We start from the raw sequence: 17,619 nt of genomic DNA, 5'->3' as shown, positions 1-17,619 counted from the left end.
TTAATAAAGTTCTGGTGTCTTTAAATCACTTTCTAATATTTCAATATAAGCATCATCCTTCATAGAGGTTAACCATGTCTTATATACTTCTTGGGCTTTCTCAGAGAATATTGCTTCCAGTGCTTTCTGTTCTTTAAGCTCCTCTGCCGCATCATGTTCTTTTACTTTAGTATATTTGATAATCATCCAAGTCTTAGAATCTGCCTGAAAAGGTTCAGAAACCTCTCCTTTTTTCATTGATTCTAATTTTGAAAACGCTGCTGGTGGTATGACAGGTGGACTATCTAACCTTGAAACCCATCTAAACCTACCATTCGCATGATCATAATCTTGATTATACTTTAAAGCAACCTTTGTAAAACTTTGACCACTCTCTATAGCAAGCCTAGCTCGATCTAAGGAGCTTTTAGCTCCCTCTTCTGTCATGCCACCATCTAGCTTTATTTCAATAGCATAAACATAATACTTAGTAACTTTTTTACTGAGCATCGGAGCTTTTTCATCAATGTTGTCTACATATATCATTTGTAGAGTATGGTTTATTATAAAAGGCTCAGATACTTGATGTTCTTTCGAATCTTTTACATACTCTTTATAAATACTAGGTATTGAATCAAATTTTACCTGTTGGCTAACAATACCGCCATAAGTGGCATTAGGAGCTTGAGAAAATTGCTTAACAACTTCAGAAAAGTCAATATAGCCTTTATTAACAGCAATTGCTAATTTCTTAAATAAATCTATTTTCTTTTGACGTGCTTTTTTTGAATCTGGTAGAGCCACAATCAGATTTTTTAAAGTATAAAGCTTAACAGGAGCCATTTCTTTATCGAATTGCTCTTGATGCTTTTTAATATATTTTTGGATTTCCTCCGGAGAAACATATACTTGTTGTGAAATAGCTTGTTGTTGTAATTGGCTCACCATAAGCTGCTCTCTGATTCTTTTCTTATAGCTATCAAAAGACATGCCTGATGCTTCAATATTTAATTTGAGAGAGTCAACAGAAACGCCATTTTTTGCAGCTATATCTTTTATTGCAGAGTCAAGCTGCTGATTAGAAACCACAATATTATTTCGCTCAGCCAATTGTAACAAAACGCTTTGAGCTATTAATTCTTGCAAAGCTTCCCTTCTAATTTGTAATGAATCAGAATTAAAATTTGCATTTGGATTCATAGCTTCGAGCTTTGCTACCTCTCGATCCAGTTCAAAAGAAGTAATAGGCTTACTATTAACTATCGCTACTGTCTTATTAACTAAATGTCTTTTATCTTCAGACATTTCTGGTGAATCTGCTGGTGCACTAATACTAGAATTAAATGAATTTTGAAACAAACTAGACGAAATATCAGACAATCCCACAGAAGTAGTTAATAGCACTATAGTAACTGAAGACAGTAACCTCTTCATTATATACCTTCTCCCCATTCACCAACCTTATAACCGTTTATCTGTTGTAAACGTGAAGATAGATTACTAGTATCCCCAATACCTCCAAGACCTTTTAATTCGAACTCTAACATATATGTACTTGTCAAATCAGCTAACTTTTGTGGATTGTTAGGATCTTCGTTAGTATATGAACTAGCCTGCCACATAGCCCTAATAGCCCAAGATTTAGCATTATATTGAATACCTGCAAATACGTTCGATATTTGCTGCTGTTTAAAGTTGTAGTTCCACAACGCTGTAACACCCCAGTGATCTGTAATATTTAATATTGTAGATAACGTTATTGTCTCCTGAGGCTGTGGAGTCTGTCCATTATTAATTTGCTCTTGTGTAATAGAGTTCCAGTTATCTTCTATACTGTTATAAGAAATATTGAAAATATTTTCATTCTCATCTTTATATGATAGTTGATAGACTTGATAATCAAACTTTGATGTTTGAAGCCTATAGTTAATTTGTGCTGACAAATAAATATTTTTAATTACCTGAAATTCAAAAGATGACATAATCGGAGAAAACATATCATTCGCATACTTATCTTCCATTCCAGGATATGGACATTTTGCATCACCTTGGCACAAGTTAACTTTTCTATCCTCAAAATATGCCATCTGGCCAATTTTAGCAGAAGCTAAAGTACTTCCATCGTCTTGGCTCGTTGTATAAGTCTCTAATGCATAAGTTAACTGATTAGCATTATTGATTCTATCAAACCCAGTAAATCTGTTTACCTGGAACATCTGCATATATTGTTCATTCTGCATGCTTGTATCAAATATTGGAATATCCGTTTGATTCTGATACGGGATATATGTGTAGAATAATCTCGGTTTAATTGTTTGAGTATAAGAGCCACTTTCAGTTGTATAATCCCTGTCAAAATAAGCAGCCGCATCTATATTGAATATAGGTAAAACACTTGTAACTGTACTATTATCAAACTTAATTGTATCAGATGATTTTCTATCAAGCTGGTAATAACGAATAGGTAGTTCTAAAGATGGATTAAAATACCCCCAACCATTATTAAAGTTACCCTTGATCTTTGGCGCTTCATAAGATCTAAAACCACTCACGTTAGTTCCTCTCTCAGGACCAGCAGCAGGATTTATTTCCCAAGGAGACTTATAAAAGTACGTATTAAGAGTATTTGCACTAAGAGTTACATAATCAGGAGTATAGCCATCAGAAGTTATATTAAACCTCACTTCTGGTAGTTTAGCATAAGGTATATTTGCTAAGTCAATAGCTGGATTTACAACTCCATAATCTAGGACTGTTATCCCAGAGTCTATATATTCATTACCATAGTTAAGGTCAAATTGTCTAGTTAATAGTGTCTTTGTAACCAAATCAACATTACCTGACGAGAAATCATTATAGTAATTCTCATCACTAACATACTCATATATTAGATTTGTAGATAATGTTCCATCGCCAAGTGCATAACTACCTGTCGTGGTTATATCGAACGCTCCCCTCATTCTTCCTTCTTTGAAGTCCCATGGAACTAACGACCCTTCAAACTGTCCCTCAAAGTATTTGGTCATGTAACGGAATGTACCATTCTCCATAATACCTCTTTCTGACCAAATAACGTTATTAAGTAAGAAATCATAGTTTGGTGCTAAGTTGAAATAATATGGTACTGAAACCCCTATGCCAGAATTACTATTTTGAACAAAACCTGGGAATAAGAATCCAGATTTACGTTTATCATTTATCGGGTGTGAGAAATATGGTATATACATCACTGGCACATCATCTATTTTGAAGAAGCCATTTTTAACATATGCCATCTCTGTATTAGTATCGATATCGATATCACTACCAGTTATTTTCCAAGCATTATCATATGGTCCACCAGAAGTAATATAACCATCTGAAAGCATTATATTACCATCTTCCTCTTTCTTAAGAGTTTTCGCATAACCGCGCAAATAACCAGTAAAGTTCTCTTTATTATATATTCTAGTATCAGGTGTCTCACGTGCCATTCTAAAGTAAGCTTCGCCAGTACTATAAGTACCATTAGTCATATCAGAGTCTAGCTCTTTAGTCCTAATTACGATCCCAGTAGATGGTTGTTTAGCAATAACATCACCTGTCATGACCATTGATCTAATTGCACTATTATCACTAGTTAGATTTACTATGGCATTATTCCCATATAATTCTTGATCACACTGAAGAACTTGAACATTACCAGAAGCAATTAATGTACCGTCATTGTCAAATTCTGAATTTTCATAACTAAGATCAGTCTTCTTTGAAGCACATAGTGCTTGAGTAAACTGAGGGTCATTACTATAATAACCTCCCACAAAAGTTTCTGGTTTCTTAACCCACGCTAAATCATCAGCTAAAGCTTTCTCTTTTTCTGCTGCACTAATTTCTTTATCAAAAACGTTCTTCGGCTTTTCTGCTCTTTTGCAGCTCCATTGACCATCTACAATTTCACACTTCCAATCTTCTTTGATAGGATTTTTACTAATCATTCGCGCAGCATGCGCTTGCACTGTAAACGCTACAGTACCTAAACATACTAGTAAATACCTGTGAATCCCCTTTAGCATATTTGACCTTTAAAAGCCTTAATTTTATTGAGTTTTTAAAAATAACCGTGATATTATATCTACATTTACTTAATTTTTCCATTTTTAATTTTAAAGACGGTAACTTCTAAAACAAAGAACTGGACTATTTCAATGAATATAGAAAACTATTTATCAGACATATTCGCTCAAGCATTTGAAAAGCTAGGGTACTCTCAAACTTTTGCTAAAGTTGTAACATCTACTCGTGAAGGCGTGGGCCACTTTCAATGCAATGGTGCTATGCCACTAGCTAAATTTGCTAAGAAAGCTCCTCTAATAATAGCCCAAGAGATAATAGAGCAAATTGATAGAGAAGATATTTTCTCTAAACTTGAAGTAGCTAGGCCTGGATTTATAAACATATCATTATCAGATAAATTTCTGGCTAGTACAACTGACAAATTTCTCAACTCACCTAAATTTGGCGTACAAACTAATGCCCAATCAAAAAAAGTAGTTTTAGACTTTGGAGGTCCAAACGTAGCCAAGCCAATGCATGTTGGACATATTAGATCAGCACTTTTAGGAGATGCGCTACAAAGAATACACAGATTCTACAATGATAATGTAATATCAGATGTTCACCTTGGTGACTGGGGCACACAAATGGGCATGCTAATAGAAGAAATAAAACTAGAATCCCCAGAGCTTGTATACTTTGATGAGAACTATAGCGGTGAGTATCCAAAAAGCTCTCCTGTAACAGTTCAAGAACTTGCGGAAATATATCCTAGAGCGTCAAGAAGATGCAAATCAGATATAACTGAAATGGATAAAGCAAGACAAGCAACTTTTGAACTTCAACAAGGCCGTAAAGGCTACGTAGCTCTATGGCAGCATTTCGTGAGAATATCTATAGAAGCTATTAAAAAAGATTTTGATAGTTTAGATGTCCATTTTGACTTATGGCTTGGTGAAAGTGATGCGAACAAGTTCGTAGATGAAATGATTGACTATTTTAAAACGAATAATTTCATATATGAAGATGAAGGCGCATGGGTCATTGACACCAATAAGGAAGGAATTCCTCCTCTTATAGTTATCAAAAAAGATGGTGGTGTGATGTACGGTACAACAGACCTTGCAACACTATGGCAGCGTGCTAAAGATTTAAATCCCGATGAAATAATTTATGTAGTGGATAAAAGACAGTCCCTTCACTTTAAGCAAGTATTTAGTGTAGCTAAGAGAACAAAAGTCGTTAATGAAGAATGTAAACTTAAACACGTTGCGTTTGGTACAGTAAATGGTAAGGATGGTCGTCCATTTAAAACACGTGAAGGTGGCGTAATGCACCTTTCAGATCTAATATCTCAAGCAAAAGAGTATGCTCACAAAAGAATGCCTGAGGAGAAGGATGAAAATATCATTAATCAAGTAGCTATGGCAACCATTAAGTTTGGTGATTTAGTTAACAACTACTCTAATGACTACATTTTTGATTTAGAAAAATTCGCCCAATATGAAGGCAAAACAGGGCCATACTTACTATATACAACCGTTAGAGCAAAAGCTATTTTGAGAAAGATCTTCGGCGAGAACTACAACATTAATACTTTAGCTAAAGAATATAGAATAGCAAAAGCCGCTAATGAACATGAAGAAAAACTGCAACTACAGTTAATACAATTCCCTATTGCAATATCTCGTGCTTATGAAAACTCCCAACCTCATCATATTTGTGAATATGCATATTCTCTAGCCAATAGCTTTAATAAGTTTTATGTAAACTGCCCTATAATGAATATTGAAGATGAGCAACTAAAAAAATCAAGAATAGCATTATGTATGGCAACAATAAAAGCCATGACTACAGCAGCAGATTTGTTGGGAATCTCTATTCCTGAAAGAATGTAGAGATAAATATCACTTCATGCTCATTAAACTTAACCTCAATCGCTACTATCAAAATTAAGTAGAAATAACTGGAAACAAACTTATGTTAAAAATCTTTGAACAACCAAAGGCTTTTTATACTATCTTTATGTTAGAGATATGGGAGCGATTTGGCTATCAGGCTTTAGTTGCCATTTTAGTTGTTTATTTACAACGTGGTAGCATTCAATTAAGTGAAAGTTCGGCAATTGCGACCTATGCTGCATTTGCAGCACTAGTATATGCTTTTATAGTATTAGGTGGCTATATTGGAGATGCAATTCTTGGGGCGAAAAGAACCATTGTTCTGGGACTTATTGTCTTGTTAAGTGGTTACGTACTTCTAACGATCGGGGATAAGGAATCAACACTATGGGGGCTTTCTTTTATATGTGTTGGTACAGGTTTATTTAAATCAAATCCTACAAGCCTGCTATCAAAATGTTATGAAAAAAGCGACTCCGGACAAATCAGCAATGCTTTCACTCTTTTTTATATGGCTATAAATTTAGGCTCACTACTTGGTAGCTTAGCGATTCCAACGATTGCGAAACATTATGGTTACTCTGCAAGTTTTGTAGTTATCTCTATAGCTTTGATCTTTGCTATAGCTACTTTTGTAGGCTTTGGTTTCACAATGAAGCATATATCTACTCACGCAGGTGCCCAAAAGCTTAGATTAAGTTATTTATTCTGGGTAATAATAGGGGTAATTGCTATGATATATATAGTCAAAGCTCTACTTGCGTATCTATTCTTAGCAAAATTAATAGTCATTTTGAGTTTTATTGCTTGTCTACTTATCTATATATATTTAGCATTTTTATACAAGAAAGATGGCTACTTCTACAAGATGATGCTTGCTTTGATACTAATGTGTGAAGCTATAGTATATAAGATATCATACATACAAATGGCATCATCAATAAACCTCTTTACTATCAAAAACACAGATCATTCAATTTTAGGATTTATAATAGCACCGGAGACATTCCAAGCACTTAATCCTTTCTGGATATTTGTTTTAAGTCCAATCTTAGCGATGTACTATGTACACTCTAATAACACGAAGTTTAGCTTAAATGTATATAGCAAATTCTCTACTGGGTTACTTGTAATAGGCCTGTCTTTCATACTACTGTATGTTTCTAAATTTACAGCTCATAGTGGTGTAATCTCATCATACTGGCTATTTGGTAGTTATGCACTTCAAGCACTAGGGGAATTGCTAATATCCGCGATTGGACTATCAATGTTTAGTAGACTTGCTCCAGCTAAAGTTAATGGCTTTATGATTGGAGTGTGGTGGGTATTCTTGGCATTTGCTTCGATTTTAGGTGGATTAGTTGCTCAATTAACTGCGATAAGTAAACAGCAAGTATCTTCAGAAACCCTCACTCTATCTCTAAATACCTATACCAGCCTTTTCTTAATGATTGGAATTGCTATAGTAATTGTTTCATTTATATCTTTTGGTCTTTCACCATTTAAAAAGAAACTTATTAATCAGTAAATTTCACAAACTTTAACCAAATAGCTCAAATAAACACTAATATTTGTCTAATATTATTAGCTATAGAGTTTCACTACAAAAGGCCTAATTTATCGAAGCCTATATTACTCAATGCTCCATACAAAACTACTGCCACAGAATTTGATAAGTTCAAACTACGACTGTTTTCATGCATTGGAATCTTGAGCTGAGTTTGTTCAAGCATTCTTAAAACTTCGGCTGGTAAACCTCTTGTTTCTGGACCAAAAAGTAAAATATCATCACTATCAAAATCTACTTGATGATAGTACTGCTTCGCTTTTGTTGTACACGCCCAAATCTTATTTTCTTTATTTTTCTGATAAAACTCATCAAAATTTTTATAAATCTTAAGATCTGCAAACTCATGATAGTCAAGACCAGCTCTTCTAAGTTGCTTATCTTCTAACTTAAACCCTAATGGCTCAATCAGGTGTAATTTAGCACCTACATTTGCACATAATCTAATTATATTGCCAGTGTTGGGTGGAATCTCAGGTTCATATAATGCAATATTTATCATTTCTATATATCTATATCATTGTTTAAAAAGTTATTGAATTCTTCTTGCTTAGCTTTTTTTGCTGCTTTTTTATTTAAATGATATTTTTCTGCTCGTGCTATAAAATCCTTGTTCATGATTTTTTTCAGATACTCAGGATCAAGCAAGAATGGTTTATTAGGTGTTTTTTGTCTTTTCATAGCTTCTGGAATTCTAACAGAATATAAGACCAAGATGTCATCATCATTTTCTATAACTACTAAATTAGCTTCAAGGTTATACTGTTGATTAACTAAATGATACTCCTTATGGTTATCAATATCTATCTGCTTCACAGGCCTAACTTCATAGTTTATCTTCACAGCTTTTTTAATAGATTTTTTATTTGTTTCCTTCATATACTTTAAAAGCTTTTGCTTATACTTTAAGATCTTATTCTCAGCGGTTATCATCTTAGGTAGCACATTATCAAGGAAGTATTTTGTTTCATCTTCATCTAATGCAAAGCATGTTCCAGACTCTTCAGATTTGTAGAAACAGCCTTTAGTATCAACAAACATATATAAATTTTGAGTTTTATCATAGTATATGTGATATTCACTTAAAGACTTCGGATGACCTAAATAAACGAACTCGTCACTGGACATCGTTGAACACGAGTACAAAGCTAGACCCAGAATTACTATAAAAATCAAACTAATCTTTTTTTTCATTATCAAATAGATCCAGAAAAGACTTATAAATTAAATTTTATAGAATTTTTTAAAATATTTATAGTACTAAAAATAAGTTATTGAATTAAGTGAAGTCTATTAAAAATAACTACTATTACTTTCTACTCTTATTAGGATTATGTCTATATAACACCAGAATATTCCCTATAATTTGCACAATCTCAGATTTTGTAGCTTTAACAATCTCAGCTGCAATTTCTTGTTTTTCTTCTTTCGGTAGACGTCCTGCCTTTACTTTAATTAACTCATGTGATGCTAGAGCCAAATCTATTTCTAACATTACATTCTCAGTAAGGCCCTTTTCCCCCATTAGGACAACGGGCTTTAATGAGTGTGCTTGAGCTTTTAATTTTTGTTGTTGTTTAACATCCATTTTATTTCACCTATTTTATAATTTCTAATATTAAATTTTCTATAACCAATTCTTTATCAACATTCTTAAAGTTTGCAAAATAACCCTTTGCTTCCAATGATTTATAATAAAGCTTATATATGTAATCATCTGTAAACTTAGCTGAGAGGTATTTTATAACTGCCAATTTATCGTAATTAGCAATACTAGCTTGCTCATCGAGATTATAATTATAAGCATCAATTATTACACTCGTTAACCAATATAAAACATCTCTAAAATGTGGATTAACCTCTTTCAAAAACACATTAAGGTTTGTTTGCTTAACCAAAACCTTCATTAGATTATTTCTAAGAGTCCAAAAATGTTGTTCAAGCTTGATTTTAGCTACAATATTCACATCATCACGAGCCATCAACAATGATTTCTCAACTGCTTCTTGAGACATATCAAATGTATACTTTAAATAGTTATATTTATCTTTTTGGCTAAATTTAATGTCATAAACTAAAGATCTACTTTTAACTGTAGGCAAAATATCAGTATAATTTTTGGTAAACATCAAAAAGAATGTGCCTATTGAAGGCTCTTCTAATGTTTTTAATAAAGCATTAGCTGCAGACTCATTTAAGAAATCAAGTTCTTCAATTATAATTATTTTACATAAATTATTATGCGCAGTTAACTCACAGTTTTTGGTTATCTTTTTTATTTCTGAAACTTTAATTTCATCATTCTCTATAGCAGCTATACTTATATAAGGAGATTCTTTATAGTCTACAACCTTCTGACCCAACAATAGCTGGCACAAGGAACTTATAAAACCATCTAGTAACACAGCATCTTTAACTCTAAAAATAAAAGCATGATGAAGCATTTTCTTAGTTTTTTGTTCAAAAAAACTATCAAGAAGTTGTTGATGAATATCTAAAGATAACACTTTCGCCCTATATTATTTTACGTGCATACAAAAAACTTGTAATAGTTTTTTTAATCATAGCAAGCTTAGATTTTATTAGTCCTTTATCCTTTTTCCTAACATAACTGACTTCATAAACAGAATAATGATTGTTTAATAACTCAATCAAATAGTCATCATAAGTTCTAATCTCATCAACTAGTCCTAAACCTAAAGCATCTTTACCAAACCAATACTCTCCAGTAGCTACTTCGTGTATATTCAAACTCGGACGATATGCCAAGATATGCTTTTTAAATAGTTCGTGAATATTTTCCAAATCTTGTTTAAATTTCTTACGCCCTTCCTCTGTATTTTCACCAACAGTTGTAAGCGTACGTTTGAACTCACCTGATGTGTGCATTTCAACATTGATACCATTTTTCTCAAGTAATTCTCTGACATTAGGAACTGTCCCAACAACACCGATTGAGCCCACTATTGCAAAAGGTGCAGCAATAATCTTATTAGCAACAGCCGACATCATATAGCCACCACTAGCAGCAACTTGATCAATACAAACTGTCAAAGTTATTCCTGCTTGTCTAATACGCTCCAACTGAGCCGCAGCAAAACCATAGCCATTAACAACACCACCAGGGCTGTCAACTCTGACCACAACCTCATCTTCAGGTTTCGCAACTGCTAAAATTGCTGTTACTTCATTGCGTAAATTTTCAACCTGAGATGCGTGAACATCTCCCTTAAAATTGATAACAAACTTTCTTTGTTCTGGCTTTTCTTGCTTATCAACTTTTTTCTGCTCTTTAACAAACTTTTTATATTCTTTTTTATCAAGAATAGTTCCTAAAATCTGCTCTTTAGTAGATCTATACTCATCGCCTATTTTATTTATCTCAAGCTTGCCTTTAGCTAACTTTGCAACTTCTTGCTTTGCCTTGGCGAGTAAAGAAAAAAAGCTACCTACAACAAAAACAATAGCTATTACAACCAAGATTGTACTCAAAACAAAAAATACAAAATCTATAAAACCTTGATACCACATAATTATTATATCCTATCGATGAGCTCTTAGAGTCTTTAGCAAAGACTCTCCAGCTCCACCTTTTAAATTGGCTTTTTTGACAGAATCTCTTGCAAAAACACGCTTCTTATAATTAAAAATTGACCCATACTCTTCATCAATTACAAAACCTTCTGCTTCTAAACAAATAATTAAAGCAGCTATGTAACAATCAGCAAGTGTAAAACCTGAGGATATGAAATAGTCAGAGTCCGAAAAAGCTTTTTCCATAGCTAATAAACTCTCTTTAAGATCTTTAAAAATTGCTTTCAACTTAGCTTTATTTTCTTTATTTTTTCTAATTTCATCAAGTACTGGATACCACTCATTGTCAATTTTGTCCAAAGAAAGGCGTATCTTAATACGATCATTAACAACACTTGGCAGTAGACTTGGAGCCGGAAATCTCTCATCTATGTATATTAATAATGCTTTTCTATTATTTATACTATAGTCTTTCTCCATTAAAACAGGAAAAATACCATTTGGAGAAATTTTTTTCACAACCTTTGGTTCCAAATCTCCTGCCTCAACAATATCCATTGCCATTTTCTTTTCTGCTAGAGCTATTCTTGCTCTCAAAGAATATGGACAATATTTAGTAGTATATAATGTAACTTTCATCAAATATGCCTTTTTATGGATTAAAACAATTACTCTTGTTTGCTATAATTGTCAGATAATAAAAACTAGTATGAAATTTTACCATATTTGTGGATAACTACAACATAGACAAGCAAGGCTTTTTATTAGACTTTGACAGTTGGGATGTCAATTTTTGCGCTAAAATGGCTAATGATGAAAACATATCACTAACAGATGAGCATATGCTAGTCATCAACTTCTTACGCGACTTTTATCAACAAAATAAGAAGTCTCCGGCTATAAGAGAACTTGTAAAGGCCCTAAAAGAAAAATATGGAGAAAAAATAGGCAATAGTTTGTACTTACAGATACTATTTCCTGTATCGCCTGCTGTACAAGCTGCAAAACTAGCAGGACTTCCAAAACCTAAAAGATGTATTTAAATATTCAAAGGAGTGAATAATGACAAAAATTTTATGCAAAAAATATAATGAAGAACTAGATGCCATCCCATTTCAACCACTACCTGGTGAACTTGGTAAAAAAATACATGCTGAGATTTCAAATAAAGCATGGCAGGCTTGGTTAGCTCATCAAACAATTTTAATCAACGAATATCGTTTAAACTTAATGGATTCAAAAGCTAAGGAGTTTCTTAAAGACGAAATGCAAAAATTCTTATTTGAAAACAAAGAGGATAAACCAGAACAATTTAGCGAAATTTAAAATGTTTCTCTTCAAAAGAAAATATTATTAATTGTTACAACTATTTTCTTACTTTCTTATATATATATTTTGGATTGATAGTATCCGCTAAGAGTTTGTTTTCAAAGTCAACCCTTACTAGAATACCAAGTGTAAAGCACATAATAAGTAAACTACTACCGCCGTAGCTTATAAGCGGTAAAGTAAGACCCTTTGTTGGTAACAATCCGGTATTAACACCAATATTAACAAAAACCTGAAAACCAATCCAAAAACTTATCCCATAAGATAGAAATGCTTGATAATATCTTTTTAGCTCAAAAGCCATTTTTGCAATATTCATAGCCCTAAATACTATAAATAAATATACCATGAGTAAAATCATCAACCCTATAACACCTATCTCTTCAGCTATCACAGATGTTATAAAATCCGTATGTGCTTCAGGTAAGAAAAATTGCTTTTGAACTCCATTACCTAATCCGTCACCAAACCAACCGCCTCGACCAAAGCCTATAAGAGCCTGCACAAGCTGATAACCTGAACCATTCGCGTTTTCCCACGGATGAAGAAATCCTGTAATCCTATGCATTCGATATGGCGATATAATCACAAGCATAGTCGCCATGATAAGCATCGCTCCTATAAGTAGACCATACCACCGCACCTTATTACCAGACACAAACAACATCCCCATAACACATATTGAAATAACTACAGTTGATCCAAAATCAGGCTGCATAAGCAACAAAACTGCAATACATCCCAGTAATGTAATAGGCGTAAGAATACCTTCTTTAAAATTAGTCATTTTAGGTAAATTTTCAGCTATATACCCAGAGAAAAAAATAATTGCTAAAAGCTTAGCTAACTCAGCAACTTGGATATTGATAATAATAAGAGGTATCCAACGTCTGGCTCCATTTACACTTTTACCTACACCTGGAACCAAAACAGCTACCAATACTATAAGCATTATAAAGAAAAAAGCATTATAGTTTTTCTCATAATTCTTAGTAGGTACCAACAGTGCCAATAAGAAAAGAAATATTGCAATAACTGCAAAAAATCCTTGTCTAATAGAATAAAAATATGGATTATTGTAATCATCTAACGCAACAACCATAGAAGCAGATGTAACCATTACCCAACCAAAAATTAGCAATCCTAACATTACAAAAACTATTGAAATATCTATTTCTAGCTTTGCTCTAACACGTTCTTTTTTTGTATTTTGACCACTTAATAAAAGCTTTAATCTATATAGCACTACATTTTCCCATTTTTTTATTTTAGCTTAGCAACTAATCTTTCGAATACATCACCACGCTCCGCATATCCACTAAACTCATCAAAGCTTGCACACGCTGGTGATAGAAGAATAGTATCACCATTCCGAGCTTTTTGATTAGCTGAGTCAAATGCATCTTTCATATCATTACAAATCTGATACTGGCATAGATCTTTGATATAATTCTCTATATATTCCTTGTCTTGACCATATACACAAATGTATTTAACATACTTGTCTAAAGATTTTTTCATTAGATTAAAATCACCACCTTTAGCAACACCGCCTAATAACAATATAATATTCTTCGAATTAGTAATACTATTTAGTGCAGCTATAGTAGCTCCAACATTTGTACCTTTTGAGTCGTTGATATAAGTAACACCGTTTGTTTTTTTGACAACTTCGCAACGATGCTTAAGCCCCTTAAACTTTTTAACTGAATTTACTACCTTAAATGCATCTATACCAAATCTATCAAAAATATTGAGAATAACTATAATATTCTCTAAATTGTGTTCTCCGAAAAGATTTGTCTCATCTATATCTAACAACTTCGTCGCATTTTTATAGATAGAGCCTCTTACTATCTGATATTCACCAGCATACTTAAGACCATTGTTATGCACATCATAAACAAAAAAATCTTTACTAAATTTTGCTAAATTTAGCTTCGACTGTTTATATTCTTCATAATTGTTATATCTATCTAAGTGATCAGGTGATACATTAATCACACACCCTAAATCAAACTCTACACTATTAAACAAATCTATTTGAAAACTCGAAACCTCAACCACACAGTAATCAAATCTCTCACCAATCTTATTGAGGGGTGGCGTACCAATATTACCAACAAGGATACTTTTATAGCCTAAGTCTCTTAAAACAAAATCAAGCATTGTGACGATAGTACTTTTCCCATTCGATCCTGTAACAGCTATCATTTTTGCCTTAGTGTTTCTAATTGATTGATAAAACAGATCAACATCACTAACTATTTTTTGTTTAAATTTAGATAAAACTCTATACGGCGACTTATTAAGTGGAATACCTGGACTTACAGTTATTAAATCATATTGTTCTAAATCACAATTTATAAAATCATTATCGTTCTGTGAGATATCAACTGAAAGATCAATAAAATTAGCTAAAAAATCGCAAACAGACCTACCTGTAGAGCCATAACCAACCATAAGTAGTTTAGATATTTTTTTATCATCAAAATAGAAATTGAACATTACCTAACCTTAATAGCTATCAAACCGATTAAGAAAAGTATCAAAGAGAATATCCAAAAACGTATTACAACTTTTGTCTCAGGCCAGCCCATTAGTTCAAAATGGTGGTGGATAGGTGCCATTTTAAAAATTCTTTTACCTTTTCTAAGCTTATATGATCCTACTTGCAACATCACAGATAATGCTTCTATAACGAATAACAAACCCATAATAAAAAATATCAATTCTTGGCGAATCATCACAGCAATCACACCCAAAACAGCACCTAACGTCAATGAGCCTACATCACCCATGAAGACCTCTGCTGGGTGCGAATTAAACCATAAGAATGCTAAGCCCGACCCACATAAAGCCGCACAAAAAACTGCTACCTCAACAAGTCCTTTATTGTCGATGTACGGGAAAAGTAAATAGTTAGCTAATATACTATTTGTTTCAATATAAGCATAAATACCTAATCCTGCAGCAACAAGAACTACAGGAACTATCGCTAAACCATCTAATCCATCAGTTAAATTTACAGCATTACTACTTCCATTAATAATGAAAAACGTCAAAATCACAAACAGAAAGATCCCCATAGGAATATATAGACTCTTAGAAAAAGGTATTGAAAGACTCATTTGTCCATTTTTAGCCAAAAGATAAAACAAAACTATAGCCAATATAACTGAGAAAACAGATTGTAAAGCAAATTTGTGCTTAGCCCTTAGTCCCTTTGGATGCTTAAGAACTAGTTTTAAGTAGTCATCAAAAAAACCAATAGCTCCAAAGAAGATAACTACTAAAATTAAAATCCATAGATATATGCTAGACAAATTCCCCCAAAGTAAAGCCGATATGATAACAGAAGAAAGAATTAAAACTCCACCCATAGTTGGTGTATTTCTCTTAGAAAAATGACTTTGTGGTCCATCATCTCTTACAACTTGGCCAATTTGCATTTTCTGCAACCATCTAATCATTGGCCTACCGAGAAAAAGCGTTATTAACAATGAAGTTATGGAAATCATTATAATTCTTACAGATACATAACTGCTAAAAACTTCTAGACCTTTATAGTAATGACTTAACCAATTAAAAAGATAAATTAACATATAATAAAAAATTTCTGTGTATTGGCGCTATTATAATCGATATATTATGTTTTTTATAGAGAGAAAATTAGTATCTATATACTTGGTTCAAATTTCTTGTATTTAAGAGCGAAATCATCATCTTCAAACTGCTCATAGTTTTTGATAAAACTCTTAATTAGAGATTTATATTGTTTCTTGTATGAAGATTGATCTTCCCATATATTTTTTAAATGCATAACTTCATCATTATCATAAATAGAAGTCAAAGCTTTAAAGTTAAAATACTTTTGTCGTTCAAACTTAAAACTGACATTTTCTGGCTCCGTCAAAAGATAGTTTACAATCATTTTTGTTTCTTCGACAGGCACTCGTCTACCAGTTTTATAATCACCATCAATCCAACCAACATTAATCATATATATTTTGGCATCACTATGCTTCAAACGTTGACGTAGGATATTGGCATAACGAGTTGGCTTGAGTAATAAAAATGGTTGCGCATAACAACAAGAAAATTCTGGCTTAGGTTCAGTAACTCCAGCCTCAATGCCTGTAGAGGTACATGTATAACCTGATAAGAAATAATAAATTGCCTGACCTTTACTTAGTTTAGCTACTCGAGGCAGAACTCCTTTGGCATCTTTTACAAGAAAAATTATTTTACTTGGATCATTTGTATTTACTATATTTTCAAAATTTTCTCTCGGGAAAGTTACGTATGTGTTACTTTGTGACTTTGATTTCTCTCCAAAAATAATATTTTGACTGTCATCAAAATTAGGATTTTCAATTAATAAGTTACCTTGAAGAGCTTTTTTTATACGTCCATCATTTTTCTTAAAACTTGCTGATTTGATAGTTAAGCCAGACTCTAAACTATATATTCCTCGCATTTCAGTCCATGCTATAGCTTCATTAGCTACTAGTCTTTTATTATTATCTAGTGCCAAAGTTGTCTTACCACTCCCTGATAATCCAAAAAACATAGAGCTATTAGCTTCGTCATCAACACCAACTGCACAATAAAAAACACCAATATTATTCAAGGACAAATAATAACTCATAACAGATAACAAAACCTTGTTAATCTCTGCCAAATACAACGTCCCAACAAGTATGCTTTCACGTTGTTTCAGATTTGTAGCGATAATTTTAGGTGAGTTTAAACCTATCTCAACATAATCACTAATCTCTGTCTCTGGAGAGTGCATAATTACCCATTGAGGCTCAAACTCATCTAATTGCTGCTGATTAGGAGCTATTGATATTAACTTAAAGAAATATGCTGCAGATGCTTGAGTTGTTATCAAACGAACAGCAATTGTATTTTTTTCATCATGGTTGTAATAACCTTCTACAACAAAAATGTCTTTCGTTGAAACATCCTCGTGAAACTTCTGTTTTATTAACTTCCAACTTTTTCTTTTTAATCTTTTATTATCAGATCCATTCTCGTTCCACCATATATTCTTTTTAGCATACTTGGTCTCAACGATATACTTATCATCAGGAAGTCTGCCCTTAACATCTCCACTGTCAACGACTAGAGTTTTGCCTTCGCAGCCAACAAAACCACTATTCTCTTTGGCATGTTGAGCTAATTCATCTAGTGATAAATTTCTGTGTACTTCCTTGATTGTATATAAGTATTTATTATCGTCTATGGTTGAAGGATCCATAATGAAAGTTC

16 protein-coding genes are annotated in these 17,619 nt (G+C 32.8%); 4 read left to right on the top strand and 12 right to left on the bottom strand.

Annotation, left to right across the window (positions count from 1 at the left end; translation table 11 throughout):
- Positions 1-1,413, bottom strand: a complete 1,413-nt coding sequence (locus FQ699_RS02865) for a SurA N-terminal domain-containing protein (protein ID WP_146421049.1) — start codon at positions 1,411-1,413, stop codon at positions 1-3.
- Positions 1,413-4,031 (bottom strand): LPS-assembly protein LptD, encoded by a 2,619-nt coding sequence (locus FQ699_RS02860; RefSeq protein ID WP_146421048.1) that lies wholly within the window; start codon positions 4,029-4,031, stop codon positions 1,413-1,415. The genes FQ699_RS02865 and FQ699_RS02860 overlap by 1 nt, the downstream gene beginning before the upstream one ends.
- A gap of 132 nt (positions 4,032-4,163) precedes the next feature.
- Here FQ699_RS02860 and argS point away from each other — a divergent pair, with 132 nt between their 5' ends.
- Both argS and FQ699_RS02850 read left to right on the top strand, forming a co-directional pair.
- Entirely contained in the window at positions 4,164-5,909 is a 1,746-nt protein-coding gene (argS, locus tag FQ699_RS02855) for an arginine--tRNA ligase (protein ID WP_146421047.1), read from the top strand.
- Between the two features lie 82 nt (positions 5,910-5,991).
- Positions 5,992-7,440, top strand: coding sequence for an oligopeptide:H+ symporter (locus FQ699_RS02850; protein WP_146421046.1), 1,449 nt, complete (start codon positions 5,992-5,994; stop codon positions 7,438-7,440).
- A gap of 73 nt (positions 7,441-7,513) precedes the next feature.
- Here the strand turns inward: FQ699_RS02850 and trmL are convergent, their stop codons facing one another.
- The 6 genes from trmL to sspA form a co-directional block, all read right to left on the bottom strand.
- Positions 7,514-7,981, bottom strand: a complete 468-nt coding sequence (gene trmL, locus FQ699_RS02845; protein WP_146421045.1) for a tRNA (uridine(34)/cytosine(34)/5-carboxymethylaminomethyluridine(34)-2'-O)-methyltransferase TrmL — start codon at positions 7,979-7,981, stop codon at positions 7,514-7,516.
- Between the two features lie 2 nt (positions 7,982-7,983).
- Positions 7,984-8,673, bottom strand: a complete 690-nt coding sequence (locus FQ699_RS02840) for an FTN_0109 family protein (protein WP_146421044.1) — start codon at positions 8,671-8,673, stop codon at positions 7,984-7,986.
- A 115-nt stretch (positions 8,674-8,788) separates the two neighbouring features.
- On the bottom strand, positions 8,789-9,067 hold the full coding sequence (gene yhbY, locus FQ699_RS02835; RefSeq protein ID WP_146421043.1) for a ribosome assembly RNA-binding protein YhbY: 279 nt from the start codon (positions 9,065-9,067) through the stop codon (positions 8,789-8,791).
- Between the two features lie 10 nt (positions 9,068-9,077).
- Positions 9,078-9,986, bottom strand: a complete 909-nt coding sequence (locus FQ699_RS02830) for a DNA polymerase III delta subunit-related protein (RefSeq protein ID WP_146421042.1) — start codon at positions 9,984-9,986, stop codon at positions 9,078-9,080.
- Positions 9,987-9,993: 7 nt separating this feature from the next.
- Entirely contained in the window at positions 9,994-11,010 is a 1,017-nt protein-coding gene (gene sohB, locus FQ699_RS02825) for a protease SohB (RefSeq protein ID WP_146421041.1), read from the bottom strand.
- Positions 11,011-11,022: 12 nt separating this feature from the next.
- Positions 11,023-11,655, bottom strand: coding sequence for a transcriptional regulator SspA (gene sspA, locus FQ699_RS02820; protein WP_440137195.1), 633 nt, complete (start codon positions 11,653-11,655; stop codon positions 11,023-11,025).
- 86 nt (positions 11,656-11,741) lie between these two features.
- Here sspA and FQ699_RS02815 point away from each other — a divergent pair, with 86 nt between their 5' ends.
- Both FQ699_RS02815 and FQ699_RS02810 read left to right on the top strand, forming a co-directional pair.
- Positions 11,742-12,056 (top strand): TusE/DsrC/DsvC family sulfur relay protein, encoded by a 315-nt coding sequence (locus FQ699_RS02815; RefSeq protein WP_041263830.1) that lies wholly within the window; start codon positions 11,742-11,744, stop codon positions 12,054-12,056.
- 19 nt (positions 12,057-12,075) lie between these two features.
- Entirely contained in the window at positions 12,076-12,339 is a 264-nt protein-coding gene (locus tag FQ699_RS02810) for an oxidative damage protection protein (RefSeq protein WP_013923545.1), read from the top strand.
- Between the two features lie 40 nt (positions 12,340-12,379).
- On the opposite strand, the gene ftsW is transcribed toward FQ699_RS02810, so the two are convergent.
- The 4 genes from ftsW to FQ699_RS02790 all read right to left on the bottom strand — a co-directional run bounded on the left by ftsW (position 12,380) and on the right by FQ699_RS02790 (position 17,608).
- Positions 12,380-13,588, bottom strand: a complete 1,209-nt coding sequence (ftsW, locus tag FQ699_RS02805; RefSeq protein ID WP_013923546.1) for a putative lipid II flippase FtsW — start codon at positions 13,586-13,588, stop codon at positions 12,380-12,382.
- 17 nt (positions 13,589-13,605) lie between these two features.
- Complete coding sequence (murD, locus tag FQ699_RS02800) at positions 13,606-14,850, bottom strand: UDP-N-acetylmuramoyl-L-alanine--D-glutamate ligase (protein ID WP_146421040.1); 1,245 nt, start codon at positions 14,848-14,850, stop codon at positions 13,606-13,608.
- Positions 14,850-15,947, bottom strand: a complete 1,098-nt coding sequence (mraY, locus tag FQ699_RS02795; protein WP_146421039.1) for a phospho-N-acetylmuramoyl-pentapeptide-transferase — start codon at positions 15,945-15,947, stop codon at positions 14,850-14,852. The genes murD and mraY overlap by 1 nt, the downstream gene beginning before the upstream one ends.
- Positions 15,948-16,021: 74 nt before the next feature.
- Complete coding sequence (locus FQ699_RS02790; RefSeq protein WP_146421038.1) at positions 16,022-17,608, bottom strand: phosphoenolpyruvate carboxykinase (ATP); 1,587 nt, start codon at positions 17,606-17,608, stop codon at positions 16,022-16,024.
- Positions 17,609-17,619 lie beyond the last annotated feature (11 nt).

Origin of the sequence: Francisella salimarina (assembly GCF_007923265.1) — a bacterium.
Taxonomy (GTDB): domain Bacteria; phylum Pseudomonadota; class Gammaproteobacteria; order Francisellales; family Francisellaceae; genus Francisella; species Francisella salimarina.
Note: the sequence above shows the minus strand (reverse complement) of the source record. Positions and strands in the feature narration are given on the sequence as shown.